The 20,169-nt window shown below is 73.0% G+C and carries 19 protein-coding genes; 13 read left to right on the top strand and 6 right to left on the bottom strand.

All coding sequences use genetic code 11. The annotated features are described in order from the left end of the window. The first annotated feature begins 29 nt into the window (after positions 1 to 29). The 4 genes from EDD29_RS37765 to EDD29_RS37750 are packed head-to-tail and all read left to right on the top strand — an operon-like array spanning position 30 to position 3,390. Positions 30 to 293 (top strand): HPr family phosphocarrier protein, encoded by a 264-nt coding sequence (locus EDD29_RS37765; protein ID WP_123670936.1) that lies wholly within the window; start codon positions 30 to 32, stop codon positions 291 to 293. Beyond that, complete coding sequence (gene ptsP, locus EDD29_RS37760) at positions 244 to 1,959, top strand: phosphoenolpyruvate--protein phosphotransferase (protein ID WP_342774467.1); 1,716 nt, start codon at positions 244 to 246, stop codon at positions 1,957 to 1,959. The genes EDD29_RS37765 and ptsP overlap by 50 nt, the downstream gene beginning before the upstream one ends. A 43-nt stretch (positions 1,960 to 2,002) precedes the next feature. Further along, entirely contained in the window at positions 2,003 to 2,593 is a 591-nt protein-coding gene (locus EDD29_RS37755; protein ID WP_342774466.1) for an RNA polymerase sigma factor, read from the top strand. A gap of 8 nt (positions 2,594 to 2,601) precedes the next feature. Then, on the top strand, positions 2,602 to 3,390 hold the full coding sequence (locus tag EDD29_RS37750) for a hypothetical protein (RefSeq protein WP_123668978.1): 789 nt from the start codon (positions 2,602 to 2,604) through the stop codon (positions 3,388 to 3,390). Between the two features lie 10 nt (positions 3,391 to 3,400). Here EDD29_RS37750 and EDD29_RS37745 read toward each other — a convergent pair whose 3' ends face one another. Continuing rightward, positions 3,401 to 5,116 (bottom strand): MFS transporter, encoded by a 1,716-nt coding sequence (locus tag EDD29_RS37745; protein ID WP_123668977.1) that lies wholly within the window; start codon positions 5,114 to 5,116, stop codon positions 3,401 to 3,403. Between the two features lie 215 nt (positions 5,117 to 5,331). On the opposite strand from EDD29_RS37745, the gene EDD29_RS37740 reads away from it, so the two are divergent. Then, positions 5,332 to 5,721: a MarR family winged helix-turn-helix transcriptional regulator gene (locus EDD29_RS37740; protein WP_211360135.1), complete on the top strand. Its 390-nt coding sequence runs from the start codon at positions 5,332 to 5,334 to the stop codon at positions 5,719 to 5,721. Here EDD29_RS37740 and EDD29_RS37735 read toward each other — a convergent pair. Both EDD29_RS37735 and EDD29_RS37730 read right to left on the bottom strand, forming a co-directional pair. Beyond that, positions 5,718 to 6,218 carry a DUF6912 family protein gene (locus EDD29_RS37735; protein ID WP_123668975.1) on the bottom strand — a complete coding sequence of 167 codons (501 nt, stop codon included), beginning with the start codon at positions 6,216 to 6,218 and terminating at the stop codon, positions 5,718 to 5,720. The genes EDD29_RS37740 and EDD29_RS37735 overlap by 4 nt on opposite strands. A gap of 104 nt (positions 6,219 to 6,322) precedes the next feature. Then, the gene (locus EDD29_RS37730; RefSeq protein ID WP_123668974.1) at positions 6,323 to 7,234 is read right to left on the bottom strand and encodes a LysR family transcriptional regulator; all 912 of its coding nucleotides are present in this window, start codon (positions 7,232 to 7,234) and stop codon (positions 6,323 to 6,325) included. A 334-nt stretch (positions 7,235 to 7,568) separates the two neighbouring features. On the opposite strand from EDD29_RS37730, the gene EDD29_RS37725 reads away from it, so the two are divergent. Then, positions 7,569 to 8,429 (top strand): sulfotransferase family protein, encoded by an 861-nt coding sequence (locus EDD29_RS37725; RefSeq protein WP_123668973.1) that lies wholly within the window; start codon positions 7,569 to 7,571, stop codon positions 8,427 to 8,429. Positions 8,430 to 8,436: 7 nt separating this feature from the next. Here EDD29_RS37725 and EDD29_RS37720 read toward each other — a convergent pair whose 3' ends face one another. Continuing rightward, positions 8,437 to 9,096 carry an HAD family hydrolase gene (locus EDD29_RS37720; RefSeq protein WP_425454998.1) on the bottom strand — a complete coding sequence of 220 codons (660 nt, stop codon included), beginning with the start codon at positions 9,094 to 9,096 and terminating at the stop codon, positions 8,437 to 8,439. A gap of 85 nt (positions 9,097 to 9,181) precedes the next feature. On the opposite strand from EDD29_RS37720, the gene EDD29_RS37715 reads away from it, so the two are divergent. Next, positions 9,182 to 10,378: an acyl-CoA dehydrogenase family protein gene (locus EDD29_RS37715; RefSeq protein ID WP_123668971.1), complete on the top strand. Its 1,197-nt coding sequence runs from the start codon at positions 9,182 to 9,184 to the stop codon at positions 10,376 to 10,378. On the opposite strand, the gene EDD29_RS37710 is transcribed toward EDD29_RS37715, so the two are convergent. Both EDD29_RS37710 and EDD29_RS37705 read right to left on the bottom strand, forming a co-directional pair. Continuing rightward, positions 10,375 to 11,337, bottom strand: a complete 963-nt coding sequence (locus EDD29_RS37710) for an N-acetylmuramic acid 6-phosphate etherase (protein ID WP_123670935.1) — start codon at positions 11,335 to 11,337, stop codon at positions 10,375 to 10,377. The genes EDD29_RS37715 and EDD29_RS37710 overlap by 4 nt on opposite strands. 5 nt (positions 11,338 to 11,342) lie before the next feature. Then, positions 11,343 to 12,278, bottom strand: coding sequence for a MurR/RpiR family transcriptional regulator (locus tag EDD29_RS37705; RefSeq protein ID WP_123668970.1), 936 nt, complete (start codon positions 12,276 to 12,278; stop codon positions 11,343 to 11,345). A gap of 63 nt (positions 12,279 to 12,341) precedes the next feature. Here EDD29_RS37705 and EDD29_RS37700 point away from each other — a divergent pair, with 63 nt between their 5' ends. The 6 genes from EDD29_RS37700 to EDD29_RS37675 all read left to right on the top strand — a co-directional run bounded on the left by EDD29_RS37700 (position 12,342) and on the right by EDD29_RS37675 (position 20,124). Next, a complete protein-coding gene (locus EDD29_RS37700; RefSeq protein ID WP_123668969.1) occupies positions 12,342 to 13,397 on the top strand; it encodes an N-acetylglucosamine kinase in 1,056 nt (351 codons plus the stop codon). A 99-nt stretch (positions 13,398 to 13,496) separates the two neighbouring features. Beyond that, positions 13,497 to 15,128, top strand: a complete 1,632-nt coding sequence (locus EDD29_RS37695; RefSeq protein WP_123668968.1) for a glycoside hydrolase family 3 protein — start codon at positions 13,497 to 13,499, stop codon at positions 15,126 to 15,128. 89 nt (positions 15,129 to 15,217) lie between these two features. Further along, positions 15,218 to 15,700 (top strand): hypothetical protein, encoded by a 483-nt coding sequence (locus tag EDD29_RS37690; protein ID WP_148086231.1) that lies wholly within the window; start codon positions 15,218 to 15,220, stop codon positions 15,698 to 15,700. 68 nt (positions 15,701 to 15,768) lie between these two features. Next, positions 15,769 to 17,394 carry an L-glutamate gamma-semialdehyde dehydrogenase gene (gene pruA / locus EDD29_RS37685; RefSeq protein WP_123668966.1) on the top strand — a complete coding sequence of 542 codons (1,626 nt, stop codon included), beginning with the start codon at positions 15,769 to 15,771 and terminating at the stop codon, positions 17,392 to 17,394. Positions 17,395 to 17,465: 71 nt separating this feature from the next. Continuing rightward, a complete protein-coding gene (locus EDD29_RS37680; RefSeq protein ID WP_342774465.1) occupies positions 17,466 to 18,143 on the top strand; it encodes an HAD family hydrolase in 678 nt (225 codons plus the stop codon). Positions 18,144 to 18,627: 484 nt separating this feature from the next. Next, positions 18,628 to 20,124 (top strand): serine/threonine protein kinase, encoded by a 1,497-nt coding sequence (locus EDD29_RS37675; RefSeq protein ID WP_246053205.1) that lies wholly within the window; start codon positions 18,628 to 18,630, stop codon positions 20,122 to 20,124. Positions 20,125 to 20,169 lie beyond the last annotated feature (45 nt).

Genomic DNA, 20,169 nt, shown 5'->3' with positions numbered 1-20,169 from the left:
CAATTCACCCCCGAAGGAGGATCATGGATATGGCTGAGCGTCACGTGCGGGTCGAGTCCCTGGTCGGACTGCACTCCAGGCCGGCTGCGGAGTTCGTCAAGGCCGCCGCGGCGGCGCCGATGGAGGTCACCATCGGTCGTTTCGCCGAGGTGCCCGTCAATGCCAAGAGCATCCTCGGGGTGCTCGCGCTCGACGCGCGGCAGGGCGAGCAGCTGAGGCTGTGTGCGGAGGGCGACGGCGCCGATGAGGTGCTGGAGTCGCTCGCGACCCTCTTCACGGAGCCGAATGCGTGAGTTCACGGGGACAGGGGTCAGTCCGGGCGTGGGAGTCGGCCGCGTCCGGGTGATGACCGGGTCCGTCCCCGTGCCGCCCGCGGAGCCGTTCACCGGCGACCGCGTGGCCGAGACCGCCCGCGCGCTCGCCGCGCTGGAAGAGGTCGCGCGGGAGCTCGAATCCCGTGCCACCGCGGTCGGCGGCGAAGCACACGACGTGCTTTCCGCGCAGGCCCTGATGGCCCGTGACCCCGACCTGGCCGGCGAGGTCACCGTCGGGGTGTCCGCGGGGCTGAGCGCCGCGCGCGCCGTCTACGAGTCGTTCGGGTTCTACCGCGAGCTGCTCGGCGGCTCCGGCGCCTACATCTCCGCGCGCGTCGCCGACCTGGACGACGTCCGGGACAGGACCGTCGCGCGGCTCATGGCCTTCGCGGTGCCGGGCGTGCCCGAGACCGACGAGCGCTATGTACTGATCACCCAGGATCTGTCCCCGGCCGACCTCGCGCTGCTCGACCCCGCCCAGTGCGTCGCGTTCGTGACCGAGGAGGGCGGGCCGATCGGCCACACCGCCATCCTCGCCCGCGCCATGGGCATCCCCGCCATCGTCGCGTGCGCCGGGGCGCTGGAAGTGCCCGACGGCGCCTACGTGCTCGCCGACGGTGCCTCCGGGACCCTCGTCCTGGAGCCCGACCCCGCGCGCGTCGAACGCGCCCGCGCCGCCGAGAAGGCGCGCGCCGAGGCCGTCGGCAGCGCCACCGGACCGGGCCGCACCAAGGACGGCCACCCCGTCCCGCTGCTGGCCAACGTCGGGGGCCCCGCCGACATCGAGCCCGCGCTGCGCAACGGCGCCGAGGGCGTCGGACTGTTCCGCTCCGAGTACCTGTTCCTCGACGAGGCGGTGCCGCCGAGCGAGGAACAGCAGATCGCCGCGTACCGGGCGGTCCTCGAGGCGTTCCCGCGGGTCGTCGTCCGGGTGCTGGACGCCGGGGCCGACAAGCCCCTGTCGTTCCTGCCGCCCGCCGCCGTCGAACCCAACCCGGCGCTCGGCGAGCGCGGGCTGCGGCTGCTGCGCCGCCACCCCGAGGTGCTCAAGGGCCAGCTCAAGGCGCTCGCCAGGGCCGCCGAGGGGCTGCCCGCCGACCGGCTCCGCGTGATGGCGCCGATGGTGACCGACGCCGAAGAGGCCCGCGTGTTCACCCGCGCCTGCCGCGACGTCGGCATCCAGCAGGCCGGGATCATGATCGAGGTCCCCGCCGCGGCCGTCCGCGCCCACGACATCGCCGAAGAGGTCGACTTCTTCAGCCTCGGTACCAACGACCTCGCCCAGTACGTGTTCGCCGTGGACCGGCAGGTGTCCAGCCTGACCCGCCTCCAGAATCCGTGGCGGCCCGCGCTCCTCGACCTCATGGCGCACGCCGCCCGCGCCGCCACCGAGGCGGGCAAGGGCTGCGGAGTCTGCGGCGAAGCCGCCGCCGACCCCGTCATGGCCTGCGTCCTCGCGGGGCTGGGCGTCACCAGCCTCAGCATGAGCTCGCCCTCCCTGCCGCTCGTCCGCGCCGCCCTGGCCGCGCACACCTACGCCGAGTGCCAGGAGGCCGCCCGCGCGGCCCGTGCCGCCCGCACCGCGGGCGACGCCCGCGCCGCGGCCCGCGCGGCCCTGCCCGCGCTGGAGACCCTGGGCCTCTGAGCCCTGCCCGGAACCTCTTCCGCGGGATCGGGGAAGAGGGGGTGTGGAGCTCTTGAGCGAAGTGGCGACCGGGGCGGGTGACGGTGAGCTGATCCGGCTCTCCGTGGACGCGCCGGAACGGTTCGCCGAAGTTTTCGATAGATATGCCCGGGACGTCCATGGCTATGTCGTGCGACGGCTCGGGCCCGCCCATGCCGACGACGTGGTCGCCGAGACGTTCCTCATCGCGTTCCGGCGCCGGGCCCGGTACGACACCTCGCGGGAGAACGCGCGCCCCTGGCTGTACGGGATCGCCACCAACCTCGTCGCCCGGCACCACAGGGCCGAGAAACGGTTCCTGCGGGCGCTGGAGCGCACCGGGGTGGACCCGGTCGCCGCGGCGTTCGACGACGGGGTCGTGGACCGGGTGGCCGCGGGAGCGCAGCAGCGGGCCCTGGCCGGCGCGCTGGCGGGGCTGTCGCGCGGGGAGCGGGACGTGCTCCTGCTCATCGCGTGGGGCGGACTCGGTTACGAGGAAGTGGCCGGGACCCTCGGGATCGCGATCGGGACCGTGCGGTCCCGGCTGCACCGGGGCCGGGCGAAGGTGCGCGCCGCGCTGGGCGGCGCCGATCCGACGGCGGATACGGACAAGTAAGGACAGAGATGAACGAACTCGACTTGATCAGGACGATGCGCGCCGACCTTCCGGAGCTCGGCCGGGCGGCCGAGGCGGCGGCGCGGGCGGAGCTGCTGGCACAGGCCGCGCAGGTGGAGGACCCGGCCCGAGCCCGGTGGCGGGTTCCCGCTCTGCGGCTCGGCGCCGGCCTCGTCGCGGCCGCCGCGGCGACCACCGCCGTGCTGGTGGGGCTGCCCGGTGACGGAGGCACGCGCTTCGCCAACGCCGCGATGGAGATCGAGGGGTCGGGCGCGGGCTGGGAGATCAGGATCAAGGACGGTGGGGCCGACCCGGCCGTCTACCGCGAGGCGCTGGAGGGCGTCGGCCTGGACTCCGACTTCCGGTTCGTCGCCGCGCTGACCCCGGCCGCCGCCCCGTCCGCTCCGCCGGAGGCGCCGGCGGAGGAAGGCGAGCCGCCGACCGAGATCAGGATCCACGACGAGGGGACCCCGGGCGACCTGCTGGACCTCACGATCACCATCGCAGGCAAGGGCCCCGGAGCCGTGGACCTGGGCGACGGCCTGGCCACGGCCCCAGGGCCCGAGGACAGCGGGGCGACGAGGCTGCGCGGCCTGGCCGTCGCCGAGGCGGTCGAGCGGCTCGACGGCCTGGGCCTCAAGGCGGCCTTCGCGTCAGGCCGGCTCGCCGACGACGGGACCGGCACCATCGAGATCCCCGGACGTCCCTGGAAGCCGTCCGACACCGCGAAGGTGAGCGGCGCCTACCTTTCCTCCGACCACGAGGTGACCCTCGTCGTGGAGGAGGAGCTGAAGTAGCCCCGGCGGGTCACGAGAGGGCGGTGCGCAGGGACTCCAGGGAGTCCTCGGTGAGGGGGCGCGGGGCGTCGGCGGGGTCGACGAGGAGGACGTCGCAGGTGGCCTCGCGGGCGACGGCGGCGGTGAAGCCGCCTTCGGCGAACTGGACGAGGGGGCCGCGCCCCGACCTGCCGAGCGCGACGGCCCGCGCCCCGGCGTCGGCCGCGTGGCGGGCGAGCGCCCGTCCCGCGGCGGCGTGGTCCCCGACGCTGGTCAGTACCTGGCCGGTGGCCGCGATCCCGGCGGCGGAGAGCCGGTCCAGGTGGCGGCGCACCGCGGCCCGGGCGCTCTCGGCGTCCTCCGGCTCGATCGCCTGCTCCTCGATGACGGCGGTCTCGCGCACGTGCACGACCTCCAAGGCCGCGCCCGTGCCGCGCGCGACGGCCGCCGCCGCGTCCACGACGGAGGCGGCGCCCTCGCCCGCCCCGACCGCGACGATCACCGCGCCGGGCCCCGCACTCCCGCCGACCGGCTCCAGCGCAGGGCCGACCGGCTCGCCCCCGTCGTCGCCGCGCTCGGCCGCGGCGATGAGCCTGTGCCCGGTGGCGAGGACGGGGACGGCGAGCAGGAACGTCGCCGCGCCCAGGAAGAACGGCATCGACAGGTCGGTGGCGTCGGCGAGTTCGCCCGCCGCCCACGGGGCGAGGCCGCCGCCGATGAACCTGACGAACCCGTACGCCGACGAGGCGACGGAGCGCTCCACCGGCGCGACCAGCATGACGGCCTGGGTGGTGAGCGTGTTGTTGATGCCGATGAACGCCCCGCTGACGACCACCGCGGCGATCACCGCCGCCGGGGTGTCCACCCCGAAGCCGATCACCGCCATGACCGCGGCGCACCCCGCGAGGTTGGCGTAGAGGACGGGCGCGGTGCCGAACCTGGCCTGGAGCCGGGGCGCGACGAACACCGAGAACAGCGCGACGAGCAGGCCCCAGCCGAAGAAGACATAGCCGAGCTCACGCGCGTGGAGCTCCATGGGGTAGGGCGCGTAGCCCAGCATGGTGAAGAAGCCCCAGTTGTAGAGGACCGCCACGAGCGCCATGGTGAGCAGCCCCCGGTGCCGCAGCGCCTTGAGCGGGGCGCTGAGCGGCGTCCGCCGGGCGGGCACGGGCGTGGTGGGCACGAAGACCGCGGTGGCGATCAGCGCGATCGCCATCAGGGCCGCCACGCCGAAGAACGGGCCGCGCCAGCTGAGGTCGCCGAGCAGGCCGCCGAGCAGCGGGCCGACCGCGATGCCGAGGCCGAGCGCGGTCTCGTACAGGATGATGGCGCCGGCGAACCCGCCGCTGGCGGAGGCGACGATGACGGCGAGGCTCGTCGCGATGAACAGCGCGTTCCCGAGGCCCCAGCCCGCGCGGAACCCGACGATGCCGTCGATGGAGCCCGACGCCCCGGCCAGCGCGGCGAACACGACGATCACCGCGAGCCCGACGACGAGGGTGCGCTTCGCGCCGATCCGGCTGGAGACCCAGCCGACGAGCAGCATCGCCACCGCGGTGACGACGAGGTAGCTGGTGAACAGCAGTGAGACCTGGCTCGGCGTCGCGTCGAGCTCCTCGGCGAGCGCGGGCAGGATCGGGTCGACCAGCCCGATGCCCATGAACGAGATCACGCAGGCGAAGGCGACGGCCCAGACCGCGCGCGGCTGCCGGAACGGACTGGCGACAGCCCCGTGGGACGCACTCATACGAGCCCCTTCAGTTCTCGGCCCCGCCTCCGGCAGGGCGGTGATCGGGCGCCCTCGTCGGGTTCCGCTCCGAGGGCCGTACTCTGGGGACTCCTTGTGCCGGGCCGCGCTCAGAAGTGAGCGGCATCGTGCTCGGCCGGCGTTGAGAACCCCCATGACGGGACTATACATAAGGGGATTATGTAGTGGAACCGGCGGGCGAACTGTTGAGATTCGTGGAGCTGCTGATTCCGTTCGTCCGCCAGGTCGAGACGGCCGACGGGCTCAGCTCCTCGGCGTCCTCGGTCCTGCATCGGCTCGTGCGGGCCGGGCCGCAGCGGTTGACCGAACTGGCCCGCGCCCAGGGCGTCTCGCAGCCCGGGATGACCCAGCTCGTCGGGAGGCTGGAGCGCGACGGACTGGTCCGCCGCGAGGCGAGCGCGGCGGACGGGCGCGGCGTGGTCGTCGAGGTGACCGACGAGGGGCGCGAGCTGTCGCGGAACCGGCGGGCCGAGCGGGTCGAGCTGCTCGCCGGCATGATCGAGGCGGCGCCGCCGGAGGACCGGGCGGCGATCGTCGCGGCGCTGCCGGCGCTGACCCGGCTGATCGAGGCCCGGGTGGGCTAGGACAGATCCGGCAGTTCCTGGGTGGCGAACCACATGAGTTCGTGGCCTTCGGCGCTGTCGACGGTGAACTGGGCGTCGAGGTCGCCCTGGTCGGCGGCGCCGAGGGCGAGGGCGGCGGCCTGGACGTCGGGGGCGGCCTGGGGGTCGTCGACGTGGCCGGAGACGATCTTCTTCAGGGGGACGACGTCGCGGAGGCGGACCTCGGCGCGGTCGCTGTCGCCCAGGTTCTCGTAGCCGCCCTCGTAGGCGACGGAGCCGTCGGGGACCTCGGCGGCGAGGACGACGCGGCGGCTCGGCACGTCAGGGTCGCCCGCGAGGATGCGCAGGCTGGCGCGGGCGGCGGCGAGCATCGCGGCGTATTCGAGTTCCTCGGTGTCGCCGTCGGCGTACCACTCCCGCAGCGCTGGCGTCACCGCGTAGGCGCGGTGGACGGTGATCTCCCCGTCGGCCAGGGCCCGGGCGAGTTCCGGCAGGGTGGACGGAAGGTAGACGCGCATTCCCCAAGTGTGGCACTACGACGGCGCGGGTCGATCCCGCACACGGCGCCGTTCCGGTCCCGGCGCGGAAATTCGCCCGGCGAAGGCGCCACGGGGCGAGCGCGTCAGCGGGCGGGGGCGCGGGCCAGCGCGAGCAGGTCGCGGGCGGGCCCGGACGGTTCGGGCCCCGGCCGCCAGACGGCCCGCAGCTTCCGGGTGAACGCCACGTCGGCGAGGGGCACTTCGACGAGGCGGCGGGTCGCCAGCTCCTCGGTGAGCGCGAGCTCGCTCAGCACGCACGGGCCCGCGCCGCCCGCCGCCGCCGACTTCACCGCGGTCGTGGAGGCGAGTTCGAGGAGCGGCGCGGCATGCCACGTCAGCGCGTCGTCGAGCACCTGACGGGTGCCGGACCCCTCCTCGCGCAGGATCAGCGGCGCCGCGGCGAGCTCCGCGGCCGTCACGGGGGCGCGCCGCCTGGCCCACGGGTGAGCGGGTGCGACCGCGACGACGAGGCGGTCGCCGCCGATGACGACCCCGGCCAGCCCGGGAGGCATCGCGGGCCCTTCGACGAACCCGAGATCGGCGTCGCCGGCCAGCAGCCGTTCCGCGACGAACTGGGAGTTGCCGGCCAGCAGCGACACCGCGGTCCCCGGCCGTTCCCCGCGCAGCGCGATGAGCCACCCGGGCAGCAGGTATTCGGCGATGGTCATGCTGGCGGCCACGGTGAGCCGGGAGTCGCGGTGCGAGCGCAGCGCCTGCGCCCCGGCGTCGAACGCCTCGGCCGCCTCGACGATCCGGCGGGCCCAGTCGGTCACGAGGGCGCCGGCGCGGGTGAGCGTGGATCCGCGCGGGGAGCGTTCCACGAGCGGGACGCCGAGCAACCGTTCCATGGTCCGGATCCGGCCGCTCGCGGCGGGCTGGGAGATGCCGAGTTCGGCGGCCGCGCGGCCGAGGCTGCCCAGCCGGGCGACGGCGAGCAGCAGTTCCAGCGCCGCGAGGTCCGGCACCCGGTGCCCGATCGGCCCGCGTTCCCCCATCGGGCCAGCTTATGGCGTGCGGCGCCGGCGTCGAGGCATAAGGTCGGCTTATGAGTCCATAGGGCGAAGACGGCTGGTGGACCGGTCCCGCAGGGGCGAAGGTGGGGTGTGCAGCGCGCCAGCTGCTTGTCGCGACCGCGTCGATGAGGGATCGGCTCGGCCCCGCCCTTCGGGGCGTTCGCGATTCGGCGCCGTCCGCGGTCGGGAAACGCCGCCCGCCCGCGGGCGCGCCGAAGGGGTCCGTTCACACTGATTCATCTTCGGTAACGGGCGTTCACAGGAAGTCCACGCACCGTTCGCCGACACGTAGGCAACCCCTTCTACGTTCTGCCGGATGAACTGGCGAAACGTGGTGCAGCACCAGCTCGTGAGACGGACGGGGTACGAGGTGCGCAAGGCGGTGCCCGCTCCGGCCCCCGCCCCGCCCGAAGAGCGCGAGGAGGCACGGCCCCCGCGGTACCCCGAGGTCGACAGGCTGCTGCGCGAGCCCGTGTTCCTGCTGTCGTCGGTCAGGTCGGGCTCGACGCTGTTGCGGATGATGCTGGACAGCCACCCGCGCGTCCACGCGCCGCACGAGATGCATCTGCGGCGGATGGGCGTGGAGCTCAAGTCGCCGCCCGTGCGCATGGCGACGGAGGCGTCCGGCCTGTCCAGGACGGATCTGGAGCATCTGCTGTGGGACCGCGTCCTGCACCGTGAGATGGTCCGGCACGGCAAGGACGTCCTCGTGGAGAAGACCCCGAGCAACGTCTTCGGGTGGTGGCGGATCCAGCAGTGCTGGCCCGACGCCCGGTGGATCTTCCTCATCCGGCACCCGGTGTCGATCGCGCGTTCCTGGCATGAGGCCGATCCGGAGGAGCGGACGTGGGAGAAGACGGTTCCGCACACCCTGCGGTTCATGGAGGCGGTGGAGCGCTGCCGCACCAGGCTCCCCGGGCCGACGGTCCGGTACGAGGACCTCGTGGCCGATCCCGAGAAGGTGACCCGCGGCCTCTGCGACGAGCTCGGCCTCGAGTGGTCGCCGATGATGCTGGAGTACGGCGCGCGCGACCACGGCCCGATCATCAAGGGCATCGGCGACTGGCGGGACAAGATCACCACGGGCCGGGTGCAGCCGGGCCGCGAGCTGCCCGACCCGTCGGAGATCCCGGAGGCGCTCGTGCCGATCGCCAGGGCCTGGGGCTACCTGGACTGAGCCGTTCCTACAGCGGGAACCCGAGCAGCCCGGTGAGCGCCGTCCGGGTGCTCTCGGGCGTGGTGTGCAGGACCCCGGTGAGCCCGAGGGCTTCGGCCGCGGTGATGTTCTCGGCGATGTCGTCGATGAACACGCACTCGTGCGCGGCGAGGCCGAGGGCGTCGAGGGTGTGCGCGAAGATCTCGGGCGCCGGCTTGCGCATGCCGACCTCGCCGGAGATGACGACGGTGTCGAACAGTCCGGCCCACAGGTCGCGCGGGTAGGTGTTCCCCCACGAGTTCGACAGCAGCGCGGTCTGGAGCCCGCCGGCCTTGGCGGTGTGCAGCGCCTCGTACATGGGCGCGACGGGGTGGAAGGCCGCGAACATGCGGTCCAGCAGCCCCTCGGCGGCGACCGCCCCGCCGTCGACGGTGACGAGCTCGGCGGCGAGGAGCCGTTCGAACTCGGCGGGCGGCAGGGAGCCGTCCTCCAGCGCGTGGATGAGGTTGCCGCCGGAGTAGGCCGACGCGGCGTGCTCGCCCGCGTAGGCGTTGGCGAACCAGGTGCGCATCGTCGTCTTGTAGGTTGCGGCGTCGATGCGGTCGGCTTCCAGCCAGAGCTTGATCGCGTCGTTCAGGGGGGACGTGAGGACACCGCCCCAGTCGGTGATCACCGCACGTAGCGTCATACCGGACATGGTAGAGCTGACTCGTGAGTCACTTGGCCCCGCCCCGGTAAGTGGCGGCTGACGCGCGGGTGCGAGACTTTCCGGCATGGACTTCGAACTGAGCCCGAAGGCGGCTGAATACCAGGCCAAGCTGCTGGAGTTCATGGACTCCCACGTCTATCCGGCAGAGCAGGTCTACGCCGAGTGGCGCGCGGTCAACGATCCGCACGCGCTGCCCCCGGTCGTGGAGGAGCTGAAGGCAGAGGCGCGCAAGCGCGGCCTGTGGAACCTCTTCCTGCCCGACCTCGGCGGCCTGTCGAACCTGGAGTACGCGACCCTCGCCGAGATCACCGGCCGCAGCCCGGACATCGCCCCCGAGGCGCTGAACTGCCAGGCGCCCGACACGGGCAACATGGAAGTCCTGCACATGTTCGGCACCGACGAGCAGAAGAAGGCGTGGTTGGAGCCGCTGCTCAACGGCGAGATCCGCTCGGCCTTCGCGATGACCGAGCCGGACGTGGCGAGTTCCGACGCCACCAACATCACCATGAGCATCGTCCGCGAGGGCGACGAGTACGTGATCAACGGCCGCAAGTGGTGGATCACCGGCGCGGCCGACGAGCGCTGCAAGATCTTCATCGTGATGGGCAAGACCGACCCCGACGGCCCGGCGCATCGCCAGCAGTCGATGGTCCTGGTGCCCCGCGACACCCCCGGCTTCACCATCGTGCGGGACCTGACCGTGTTCGGCCGCCACGACCAGCACGGCCACTGCGAGCTCCGCTTCGAGGACGTCCGCGTGCCCGTCACGAACCTCATCGCCGAAGAGGGCGACGGGTTCCTGATCTCCCAGGCGCGGCTCGGCCCCGGCCGCATCCACCACGCCATGCGGGCCCTCGGCATGGCCGAGCGCGCGCTCGAGCTGATGTGCCGCCGGGCCGCCGACCGCGTCGCGTTCGGCAAGCCGCTGGCCGCGCAGGGCGTCGTCCAGCAGCAGATCGCCGAGTCGCGGATGGCGATCGAGCAGGCCCGGCTGCTCACGCTCAAGACCGCGTGGCTGATCGACAAGCACGGCGCCAAGGGCGCGCGCACCGAGATCGCGGCCATCAAGGTCGTGGTGCCGCGGATCGCGCACGAGGTCATCGACCGTGCGATTCAGATCCACGGAGGGGCGGGGGTCTCCGATGACACGCCGCTGGCGGCGATGTACACCTGGGTCCGTGCGATGCGGTTGTTCGACGGCCCGGACGAGGTGCATGTCCGGACGTTGGCCCGTCAGGAGCTCAGGCCGTACCTGTCCTAGGCGGTGTCCCTCCTGACGTCGCCCAGGAGCAGCAGGGCCTCTCTGACCGCGCCGCCCGCGTCCTCCAAGGCGCGGGCGGCACGGGCGGGGGGAACGTCGGCGAGGAGGGTGACGAGGGCGACCCGGGTGTCGCCGCCCGCTTCGGCGAGCGCGTGCTCGCAGGTCCGCCCGTCGAGGCCGGTCGCCTCGACGAGGATGCGGATGAGGCGCCTGCGCAGCTTGGAGTTGAGCGCGTTGACGCTCACCATGAGGTTGGAGTAGGTGCGGCCCAGCCTGATCATGACGGTCGTGGAGAAGGCGTTCAGCACCATCTTCGTCGCCGTCCCGGCCTTCATCCGGGTCGAGCCGCTGATCACCTCGGGTCCGGTGTCGAGCCCGACGTGCACGTCGACCTCGCGGCCGAACCACGACGACGGGTTGGCCGAGATCAGCCCGGTCGACGCCCCGATCTCCGCGGAGTGCCGCAGCGCGCCCACGACGTAGGGGGTGGTGCCGCTCGCCGCGATGCCGATGGCGACGTCGCCGCGCCGGACCGTGCCCGCGTCCGAGGCGCCCAGCGCGACGTCGTCCTCGACGCCCTCGACCGCGGACGACAGGGCCGCGGCGCCGCCCGCGTGGTGCGCGACGACCCATTCGGGGGGAGTGCCGTAGGTCGGCGGGAGCTCGGCGGCGTCGATGAAGCCCAGCCGTCCGGAGGTGCCCGCGCCGAAGTAGTGCACCCGGTTGCCGCGGCGCAGGGCGGCGACGGCGAGGTCGGCGAGGTCGGCGACCTGGGGGAGCACCTCGGCGACGGCCTGGGCCACCCGCTCGTCCTCGGTGTTGATCCGGTGCAGCACTTCGAGGGTGGGCAGGGTGTCGATCTCGGCGGTACGGGGGTTGCGGCGCTCGGTGGGCAGGTCGATGGGGAGGTTGACGGGGGCGGGGAGCTGGGTGGGCGGGCTGGGCGGGCTGGCGGGCATATCGGTCATCGCCTCTTCCTCTCCGGCCGGACACTGCGGCCGTGAACTGCGGTGTAGGTGGCCTCAAGGGCCTCCCTGGTCGGCTCGTAGGTCTGCCGCGCGACGCCGACGAACACGCAGTCGATGACGGTCAGCTGGGCGAGCCGGCTGGCCGTCGCGCCCGAACGGAAGGTCGTCTCACGCGCCGCGGTCGTCAGAACGAGGTCGGCCTGCTCGGCTATGGGGCTCTTGGGGAAGTTGGTGAGCGCGATCGTGGTCGCGCCACGCCCGGCCGCCACCGCCAGCGCATCCAACGTTTCGACGGTGGTGCCGCTGTGCGAGATGCCGACGGCTACGTCACCCCGCTGGAGAACTGCCGCACTCGTCAGCATGATGTGTGCGTCGGACCACGCATAGGAGGTGTGGCCGATGCGGTGCAGCTTCTGCTGGAAGTCGAGGGCGACGAAGGCGCTGGCGCCTACGCCGTAGACGTCCACGCGCCGGGCCGCCACGACCGTGTCGATGACCCTGGCCAGGGTCGCGAGGTCGAGTTGCGCCGCGGTCTCCTCCACCGCGCGGGCGTCGGCGAAGGTGACCTTCTCCACCAACTCTTCGAGAGAGTCATCCGGTCCGATGTCACTGCCGACCACCCTCCCGCCGGACGCGGACTGGGCGCGCCCTGCCTCGGTGGCGAGCGTCAGCCGCAGCTCCGGGTATCCGCTGAAGCCGATCGCCCGGCAGAACCGGATGACTGTGGTCTCCGAGGTCCCGCACGCCTGGGCCAGCTCGGTGATGGTCGAGTTCGCCACCCCCTCGGGGTCGTCGACCACCCGCTGGGCGACCCGCCGTTCGGCCGGCGGGAGGTTCGGCAGCAGTGACCGGACTCTGACCACCGTGCTCAGTGGAGGTGCTGCGTGTCCCGCTTCCTGGTGTCCCGTGTCTTGACCTTCGGGTTTCCTCATGGAAGAAAGTTTCTTACAAGGGGTTTGTCGCGTCAACGCCTAAGTATTTACGGACGTGATGTGATGAGTGATTTCGCCAGCCCGAACGACGCGCCGCCGTCCGGTCCGCTCTGCGGCTCGGAACCGTACGTCGTGGGGATCGACGCGGGGGGCACCCACACGCGGTGTGCGTTGGCGACCCTCGACGGAACCGTCGTCGGGGAGGGCAGGGGGCCGGGGGCCAACCCGAACTCCGGGGGCGACCCGGAGAAGGCGCTGGGTGAGGCGCTGTCCGAAGCCATGTCCGGGGTCGACCCGTCGGCGGTCCGGGGCGGGGTCTTCGGCATCGCCGGAGCCGGTGCCGCGGGCCGTCCCGTGCTGGTCTCGGCCTCGCAGCGCGCGTGGGAGAAGCTCGGCATCGCCGGGCAGCCCGAGGTCTTCACCGACATCGCCATCAACTTCGCGTCGGGCACCACCGCCGCGTCGGGGATCGTGGTGTTCGCCGGGACCGGGGCGGGGGCCGCGGTCATCCGGGACGGCGAGATCGTCGCCCGCGCCGACGCCTACGGCTACCTCCTCGGCGACGAGGGCTCGGCCGTCTGGATCGGACGTCAGGGGGTAAAGGCCGCACTTGCCGCGATGGATGGCAGAGGGCCCGAAACTCTACTCGCCGATCTGGTGCCCGAGGCGCTGCTGGGACGGGAGGCGGCCTTGGGGCTCAGGCCCCGTTCTCTGGTCCTGGCCGGATCCGGCCAGGCGCCCACGGGATTCGGACGCCCGGCGCCGCCGGCGACGGGCCTGCCCCAGGCGATCCTCAAGGAGGTCTACGGGGCTCCCCCCGCCGCCCTCGGCAAGGTCGGCCCGGTCGTCAGCGAGGCCGCCTCGCTCGGCGACGAGGTCGCCCTCAGGATCGTCTACGAGGCCGCGGACTCCCTGCTCCTCGACGTCGACGCGATCATGCCGGCGCTCGGCGATCCCGATTCCCCGGTCGTCATGGCCGGGTCGGTGCTGAGCGGCGGCATGGTCGCCGAACTCGTCAGGGCCGGCCTGCGCGAGCGGTTCTCGCGCGAGCCGTGCGCGGCCGGCGACGGGGCGGCGGGCGCGGCGCGGATGGCGATCCGGAGGCTCTCCGCGGCCTGAACCGGGCAGGTTCGGGCAAAGGCGCCCCCGCGCGGCGTGTGCGGTGGCGCAGGGCGGTGCAGACGGGTACTACCCTCCCCGTGCATGGGGGGAGTCGTCATGAGGACACGTACTGTGGCGCGGTTCGCGGCCGTCGCCCTGGCCGGATGCACCGCGCTGGCCGCCTGCTCGTCCGGCGCCGGGGGTGAGAACCGGCCCGCGGCCGAGCCGTCCTCGGCCACGCCCACGCCCGAACCCGTCCCGATCGCGGTGACCCTCGTCGAGCAGATGAGCGTCCAGGAGAAGGTGGGCCAGCTCCTGCTGCCGACCGTGCGCGACGCGGCCGACGGCGCGAAGCTGGTCCAGGACTACGGCGTCGGCGGCTTCATCTACTTCCCCGGGAACCTCAAGACCCCGCGCAAGGCCGCCGAGCTGTCCCAGGCGCTCCAGGAGAAGTCCGAGATCCCGCTGTTCCTCGGCGTCGACGAGGAGACCGGCATCGTCTCCCGGACGGACTTCGCCACCGCCTTCCCCGGCGCGATGGCGCTCGGCGCCACCGGCGACCCCGAACTCGCCCGCCAGGCGGCGCTGACGACCGGGGCCGAGCTCAAGGCCATCGGCGTGAACCTCAACTTCGCGCCCGTCGCCGACGTCAACGTCGATCCGCGCAATCCCGTCATCGGGGTCCGCTCGTTCGGCTCCGACCCGGACGCCGTCGGCGGGTTCGTCGCCGCCGCGGTCGACGGGTACCGGACGGCGGGGGTCGCGGCCGTCGCCAAGCACTTCCCCGGTCACGGCGACACCTCGGTCGACAGCCACACCGGCCTGCCCGAGATCGACCACACGGTCAAGCAGTGGCAGGAGCTCGACGCGCCGCCGTTCCGCGCCGCGATCGAGGCGGGCGTCGACGCGATCATGACCGGTCACCTCGTCGTCCCGGCCCTGGACAAGAGCAAGGTGCCCGCGACGATGTCGAAGAAGATCCTCACCGGGGTGCTGCGCGAGCAGCTCGGGTTCCGGGGCGTCATCGTCACCGACTCGCTCCAGATGGCGGGCGCGCAGGTCGAGGGCGGCGCGCCCGAGGCGGCGGTCCGCGCGGTGCTGGCCGGGGCCGACCTCCTGCTCATGCCGCCGGACCCGGCCGCGACGCACGCCGCCCTGGTCAAGGCGGTGAAGAAGGGGCGGATCTCGCAGAACGCCCTGGACGCCGCGGTCATCCGGGTCCTCACGATGAAGGAGGCGCGCGGCCTCTTCGCCGGGACCACCGTCGACCCTTCGGCCGCCGCGGCGGCCCAGCACACCCCCGAGCACCGCGCGACCGCGCTCGACGTGGCCACCCGCGCGGTGACGGTCGTGCGCGACAAGGACGTCCTGCCGCTCAAGGGCAAGGTGTACGTCTCCGGCCCGGAGTCCGACCGGGTCGCGGCGGCGCTCAAGGCCGAGGGCGTCAAGATCGGCGGAGCGGACTCGCCCACGCACGTCATCACCACGGTCACCCCGGGGTCGGAGACCTCGTCGTACCTCGCCTCCCTGGCCGGGCGGCGCAAGGTCGTCGCGGTGGTCCTCGGCAGCCCCTACGGCCTGCGCCAGACCGGCGAGGCGCAGGCCGCCGTCGCCACCTACTCCTCCAGCGCGACCTCCCTGCGGGGTCTCGCGAAGGTCCTGACGGGCCGGGCGGTGCCGCAGGGGAAGCTGCCGGTCGACGTCCCGGACGGCCCCAAGCTCGGCACCGGAATCACCAGCGCGCTGTGACGTGACGTGCTCCCCGATGCCTCCCGCGGTCGTTCGTTGGACGCGGGGAGCATCGCGGCGATAGGTTCCGGCGCGGAAAGGGGTCCGACGTGCTGGGACGAGCGGTCGCCGCGGGATGCGCAGCCGTGCTGCTGGCGGGCTGCGGCGCGGGAGAGGCGGCGCAGACAATGCCGCCGCTGACCCCAGAGCCGGAACTCCCGCTCTTCGCCAGTGATCCGGCCGCGAGCCCGCAGACCGAGCCCGCCGCCGACGGCGGCAAGGCGCGCAAGGCGCTCCAGCGGGTCCTGCGCGGTGCGGGGGCCGGTCGGACGAAGGTGTGCGCCCAGGTGGCCCCGGCCTTCGCCCGTGCCCGTCTGGGCGGCACCTGCGCGGCGTGGATCGCCTCCCTCACCCCCGAGGACGGGGCCAGGCTCCGCGCGGTGAAGGTCGGCCCGCCGGCCCCGGGGACCCGGGCCGACACCTGGATCTTCCAGGCCGCCGACCTCGGCTGGCCGCTCGGCGCCCCGGCGAGCCCCGCCGCCGACCGCTACGTCATGCGCCTCAAGGGCGCCCGCTGGACCCTGACGGGCTGACGGTCCGGCCTCTCCGCATCCGTTCACGGACGGTTGCCACGCCCATGACGCGGGGTAATGACCGGATCATGGATGCCGTCACCCACGTCCCGGCCCCGCAGAACGAGCCGGTGAAGTCGTACGCGCCGGGCAGCCCCGAGCGGGCCGCCCTGGAGGCCGAGATCAAGGAACTGGGCTCGACGAGCCTGGAACTGACGATGACCATCGGCGGGAGGCGAAGGCCGGGCGGCGGGCGCGGCATCGACGTCGTCGAACCGCACAACCACGGCCATGTGCTCGGCCGGATGAACAACGCGACCCCCGCCGACGCCGTCGCCGCGATCGAGGCGGCCCGCGAGGCCGCACCCGGGTGGCGCGCGCTGAGCTTCGACGACAGGGCGGCGATCTTCCTGCGCGCGGCCGACCTCCTGTCCGGACCGTGGCGGCAGGTGCTCAACGCCGCGACGGTGCTCGGCCAGTCCAAGAGCCCGGTCCAGGCGGAGATCGACGCGGCCTGCGAGCTGATCGACTTCTGGCGCTACAACGTCGCCTACGCCCGGCAGCTCCTGTCCGAGCAGCCGGGGAACGCGCCGGGCATCTGGAACCGGATGGAGTACCGCCCCCTGGAGGGCTTCGTCCTGGCGATCACCCCGTTCAACTTCACCTCCATCGCCGGGAATCTCCCGACGGCCCCCGCCCTGCTCGGCAATACCGTCGTCTGGAAGCCGTCGCCCACCCAGGCGTTCGCGGCGCACTTCACGATGCGGCTGCTGGAAGAGGCTGGCCTGCCGCCCGGCGTCGTCAACCTGCTGACCGGCGACCACGAGGCGATCGCCGAGGCCGCGGTCACCCACCCCGACCTCGCGGGCATCCACTTCACCGGCTCGACCGCGACGTTCCGGCGCCTGTGGACGGAGGTCGGCACCAACATCGGCGGCTACCGGTCCTATCCGCGCCTGGTGGGGGAGACCGGAGGCAAGGACTTCGTTGTCGCGCACCCCAGCGCCGACCCCGCCTCGCTCGTCACCGCGCTGGTGCGCGGCGCGTTCGAGTACCAGGGGCAGAAGTGCTCGGCGGCGTCGCGCGCCTATGTCCCGCGCGCGCTGTGGCGGGAGATCCAGGACGAACTGGTCTCGGTCACCGAGTCGCTGACGATGGGCAACGTCGCGGAGGACCAGTCGCTGTTCATGGGCGCGGTCATCGACGAGCGGGCGTTCGCCAAGCACCGGGCCGCGATCGAACGGGCCGGGACGGACGGGGTCGAACTCGTCGCCGGGGGGCGCTACGACGACACCGAGGGGTACTTCGTCCGCCCGACGATCCTCAGGTCCGACGACCCGGCCGACGAGATCTTCCGGACCGAGTACTTCGGCCCGATCCTGGGCGTCCACGTGTACGACGAGGCCCGCTACGACGACATGCTCACCCAGATGGAGTCGGTCAGCCCCTACGGCCTGACCGGTTCGATCATGTCCCGCGACCGTGCCGCCGCGGCCGACGCCGCCGCGCGCCTCCGCTTCGCCGCGGGCAACTTCTACATCAACGACAAGCCCACCGGCGCCGTAGTCGGCCAGCAGCCCTTCGGCGGCGCCCGCGCCAGCGGCACCAACGACAAGGCGGGCTCCATCTTCAACCTCCTGCGCTGGGTCAACCCCCGCGCGCTCAAGGAGACCTTCGTCCCGCCCACCGACCACAGGTACCCCCACATGCGCTGACGCCTGTAGGCGGCACGCTGGGCGCCTGACATCATGTGCGGGTGCGTCGTCATCGGTTGATCTTGTGGAATGTGGACCACACCCTGCTCGACGCGGGGCGCGTCACGCGTGAGGCGTACGCGGAGGCGTTCCAGGAGGTCGCGGGGGTCCCTATGGAGCGGATGGCCCCGACCGCGGGGCGGACCGAGTCGGAGATCGTGTTCGAGACCCTGGCGTTCAACGGGGTGGTGACCGGCGACGACCATCTCGACGCGTTCACCGCGGCGCTGGCGCGGGCGTACTCGGTCCGGCGGGACAGGGTGCGGGCGCACGCGCGGGCCCTGCCGGGGGCGGCGGAGGCGCTGGAGGCGGCGGGACGGCTTCCGGGCGCGATCCAGTCGGTGCTGACGGGGTCGCTGGAGGCCGCCGCCCGGATCAAGCTCGCCGAACTCGGCCTGGACCGCCATCTCGACCTCGCCGTCGGCGGGTACTTCTCGCCGGTCTACCCCAAGGGCGCGACGATCGAGACCTCGCGGATCAAGGCGGCGGCCGCCTACAAGACGACGATCGCCGAGTCGGCCACCGTGCTCGTCGCCGACCATCCGCTGGACGTCCGGGCGGCCCAGATCGCGCGCGCCCGCTGCCTCGGCGTCGCGACCGGCACCGCGACGGAGACGGAACTGCGCGCGGCGGGCGCGGACGAGGTGCTGCCGGGGCTCGCCGACACCCGCGCGGTCCTCGTCGCGGTCGACCGGCTCACTCGCGGCTGACGGTCCTCTCAAGGCTGCTCAGACCCCTTCCGGAGGGCGATCCGACGGCCGGGGAAGGGGTGTTCACCGAACCGCGACCCAGCCGTCGCCGTCCTGTCACTCTTTTCTTACGAAGCCGTCGGACGGGTCTGGAACCCGAGGTCCAAGCGCCGCGGCGGCCCGTCGCTTTCCGACAGGCGGACCTCCGTTCGCGTTAAGGCTCGACGTGGAGGACCCCGTCCGGCACGATGTGAGGCAAGTCACTTGCGCCGAAGGTGTGGATCAGAAAAATCCAGGTCAGGTCCCGCGCGGGAAAGTAATTCTCCGTACCGGGCAACGGTTAGGGGGTCTTCGGGCGTCCTGTTCCAAAAAGGTGCTCTACTGCGCCCCCCGGCTTCGCGCCTGTACAGTCCATCCGACACGCGGGCGAGCACGGCGAAGCGAACGGCCGGGCTCGGTGTAGTGACGGGTGCCGTAAGGCGGCGACGACGGGGGAAGACCAACAATGGTGGCGGAGCTTCGGTCCAATGATCCGCTGCGCCTTGGCCAGTACCAGATCGAGGGGCGGCTCGGCGAGGGCGGGCAGGGCGTCGTCTACCTCGGCCGGCACATCGACGGCGGCGAACCGCGCGCGATCAAGCTGCTGCACCTGGAGGCCGACGACAAGGCGCGCGCCAGGTTCCTGCGGGAGGTGGAGGTCGCCAAGAAGGTGGCGCCCTTCTGCACCGCGCGTCTGTACGACGTGGGCGCCGACGGCGACCAGTTCTACACGGTCAGCGAGTTCGTGCCGGGCCCGAGCCTCCAGGCGCGCGTCCAGCAGGACGGCCCGCTCGACGAGGCCGACCTGGAGCGGCTCGCGGTAGGCACCGCGACGGCCCTGGTGTCGATCCACCAGGCGGGGATCATCCACCGCGACTTCAAGCCGCACAACGTCCTGCTGGGCCCCGACGGCCCGCGGGTGATCGACTTCGGCGTCGCCAAGGCCCTCAGCTCCTCGACGACCCTCACCAGCCGGGTCATCGGCACCCCCTCGTACATGTCGCCCGAGCAGGTCGAGGGCGAAGAGGTGAGCACCGCCGCCGACGTGTTCTGCTGGGCGTCCACGATGGTCTACGCCGCGACCGGCGAGCCGCCGTTCGGCCAGGACACGATCATGGCCGTGATCAACCGGATCGCCAACCACGAGCCGGAGCTCGGCAACCTCCAGGGCTCGCTGCGCACGCTCATCAGCGCCTGCCTCGCCAAGAACCCCCACGACCGCCCGTCCACCCGCGACGTCCTCATGCGGCTGCTCGGCCACGCCGACGCGCCCACCCCGGTCGTCGCGCCGGGCGACGAGCCGACCGCGATGCTGAACGCGGGCGCGGCCCTCGCCGTCCAGGGCGACCCCAACACCACCTCGCTCGACCCCGGCCGCACCACGGTCCAGGGCCTCAGCCCGGCCCAGTGGGCGGCCCGCGGCGGCGAGCTGCCCGCAGTGCCCGGCGTCTACCCGCGGCGCGAGGCCCGCCAGGCCCGCCGCGCCGCCAAGGTCCCGTGGTTCATCACCGCGGCCGCGGTCTCGTTCGCGGTGTTCACCGCGGGCGGCGCGGGCTTCGTCATCTACCGGATCTCCTCCGGCTCCACCGCGGTCCCGAACACGATAACGACGCCGTCGAGCACCGGTCTGGACACCGACCGGGAGGGTCGTCCGATCGACACCCCCAAGCCGTCCAAGCCGGTGGACCCGGGCGGCCAGAGCGGCCAGGGCACGGGCCCGTCCCCGACCGAGGCGACCGAGACCCCGACGACCAAGCCGACGAAGCCCACCGTCAAGCCGTCGCAGACGACCGACGCCCCGGACGACCCCGACGAGACGACGGAGCCGACGACCGAGCCGACCGACCCGGTCGAGCCGACGCCCGAGCCGACCGACCCCGTGGAGCCGACGGCGACCACGACCCCGGATCCCGGCACGGCGGGCGGCGCCGGCACCACGACGACGGGCCGCGTCCGGGCCTGACGCGGGGGGACGGGACCCGGCCCCGATGCCCGGAGGTCTAGGGTG

Origin of the sequence: Actinocorallia herbida (assembly GCF_003751225.1) — a bacterium.
In the GTDB taxonomy this organism is placed as follows: Bacteria; Actinomycetota; Actinomycetes; order Streptosporangiales; family Streptosporangiaceae; genus Actinocorallia; species Actinocorallia herbida.
The sequence above is the reverse complement of the archived record's forward strand: the minus strand, read 5'-3'. Positions and strand labels throughout refer to the sequence as shown.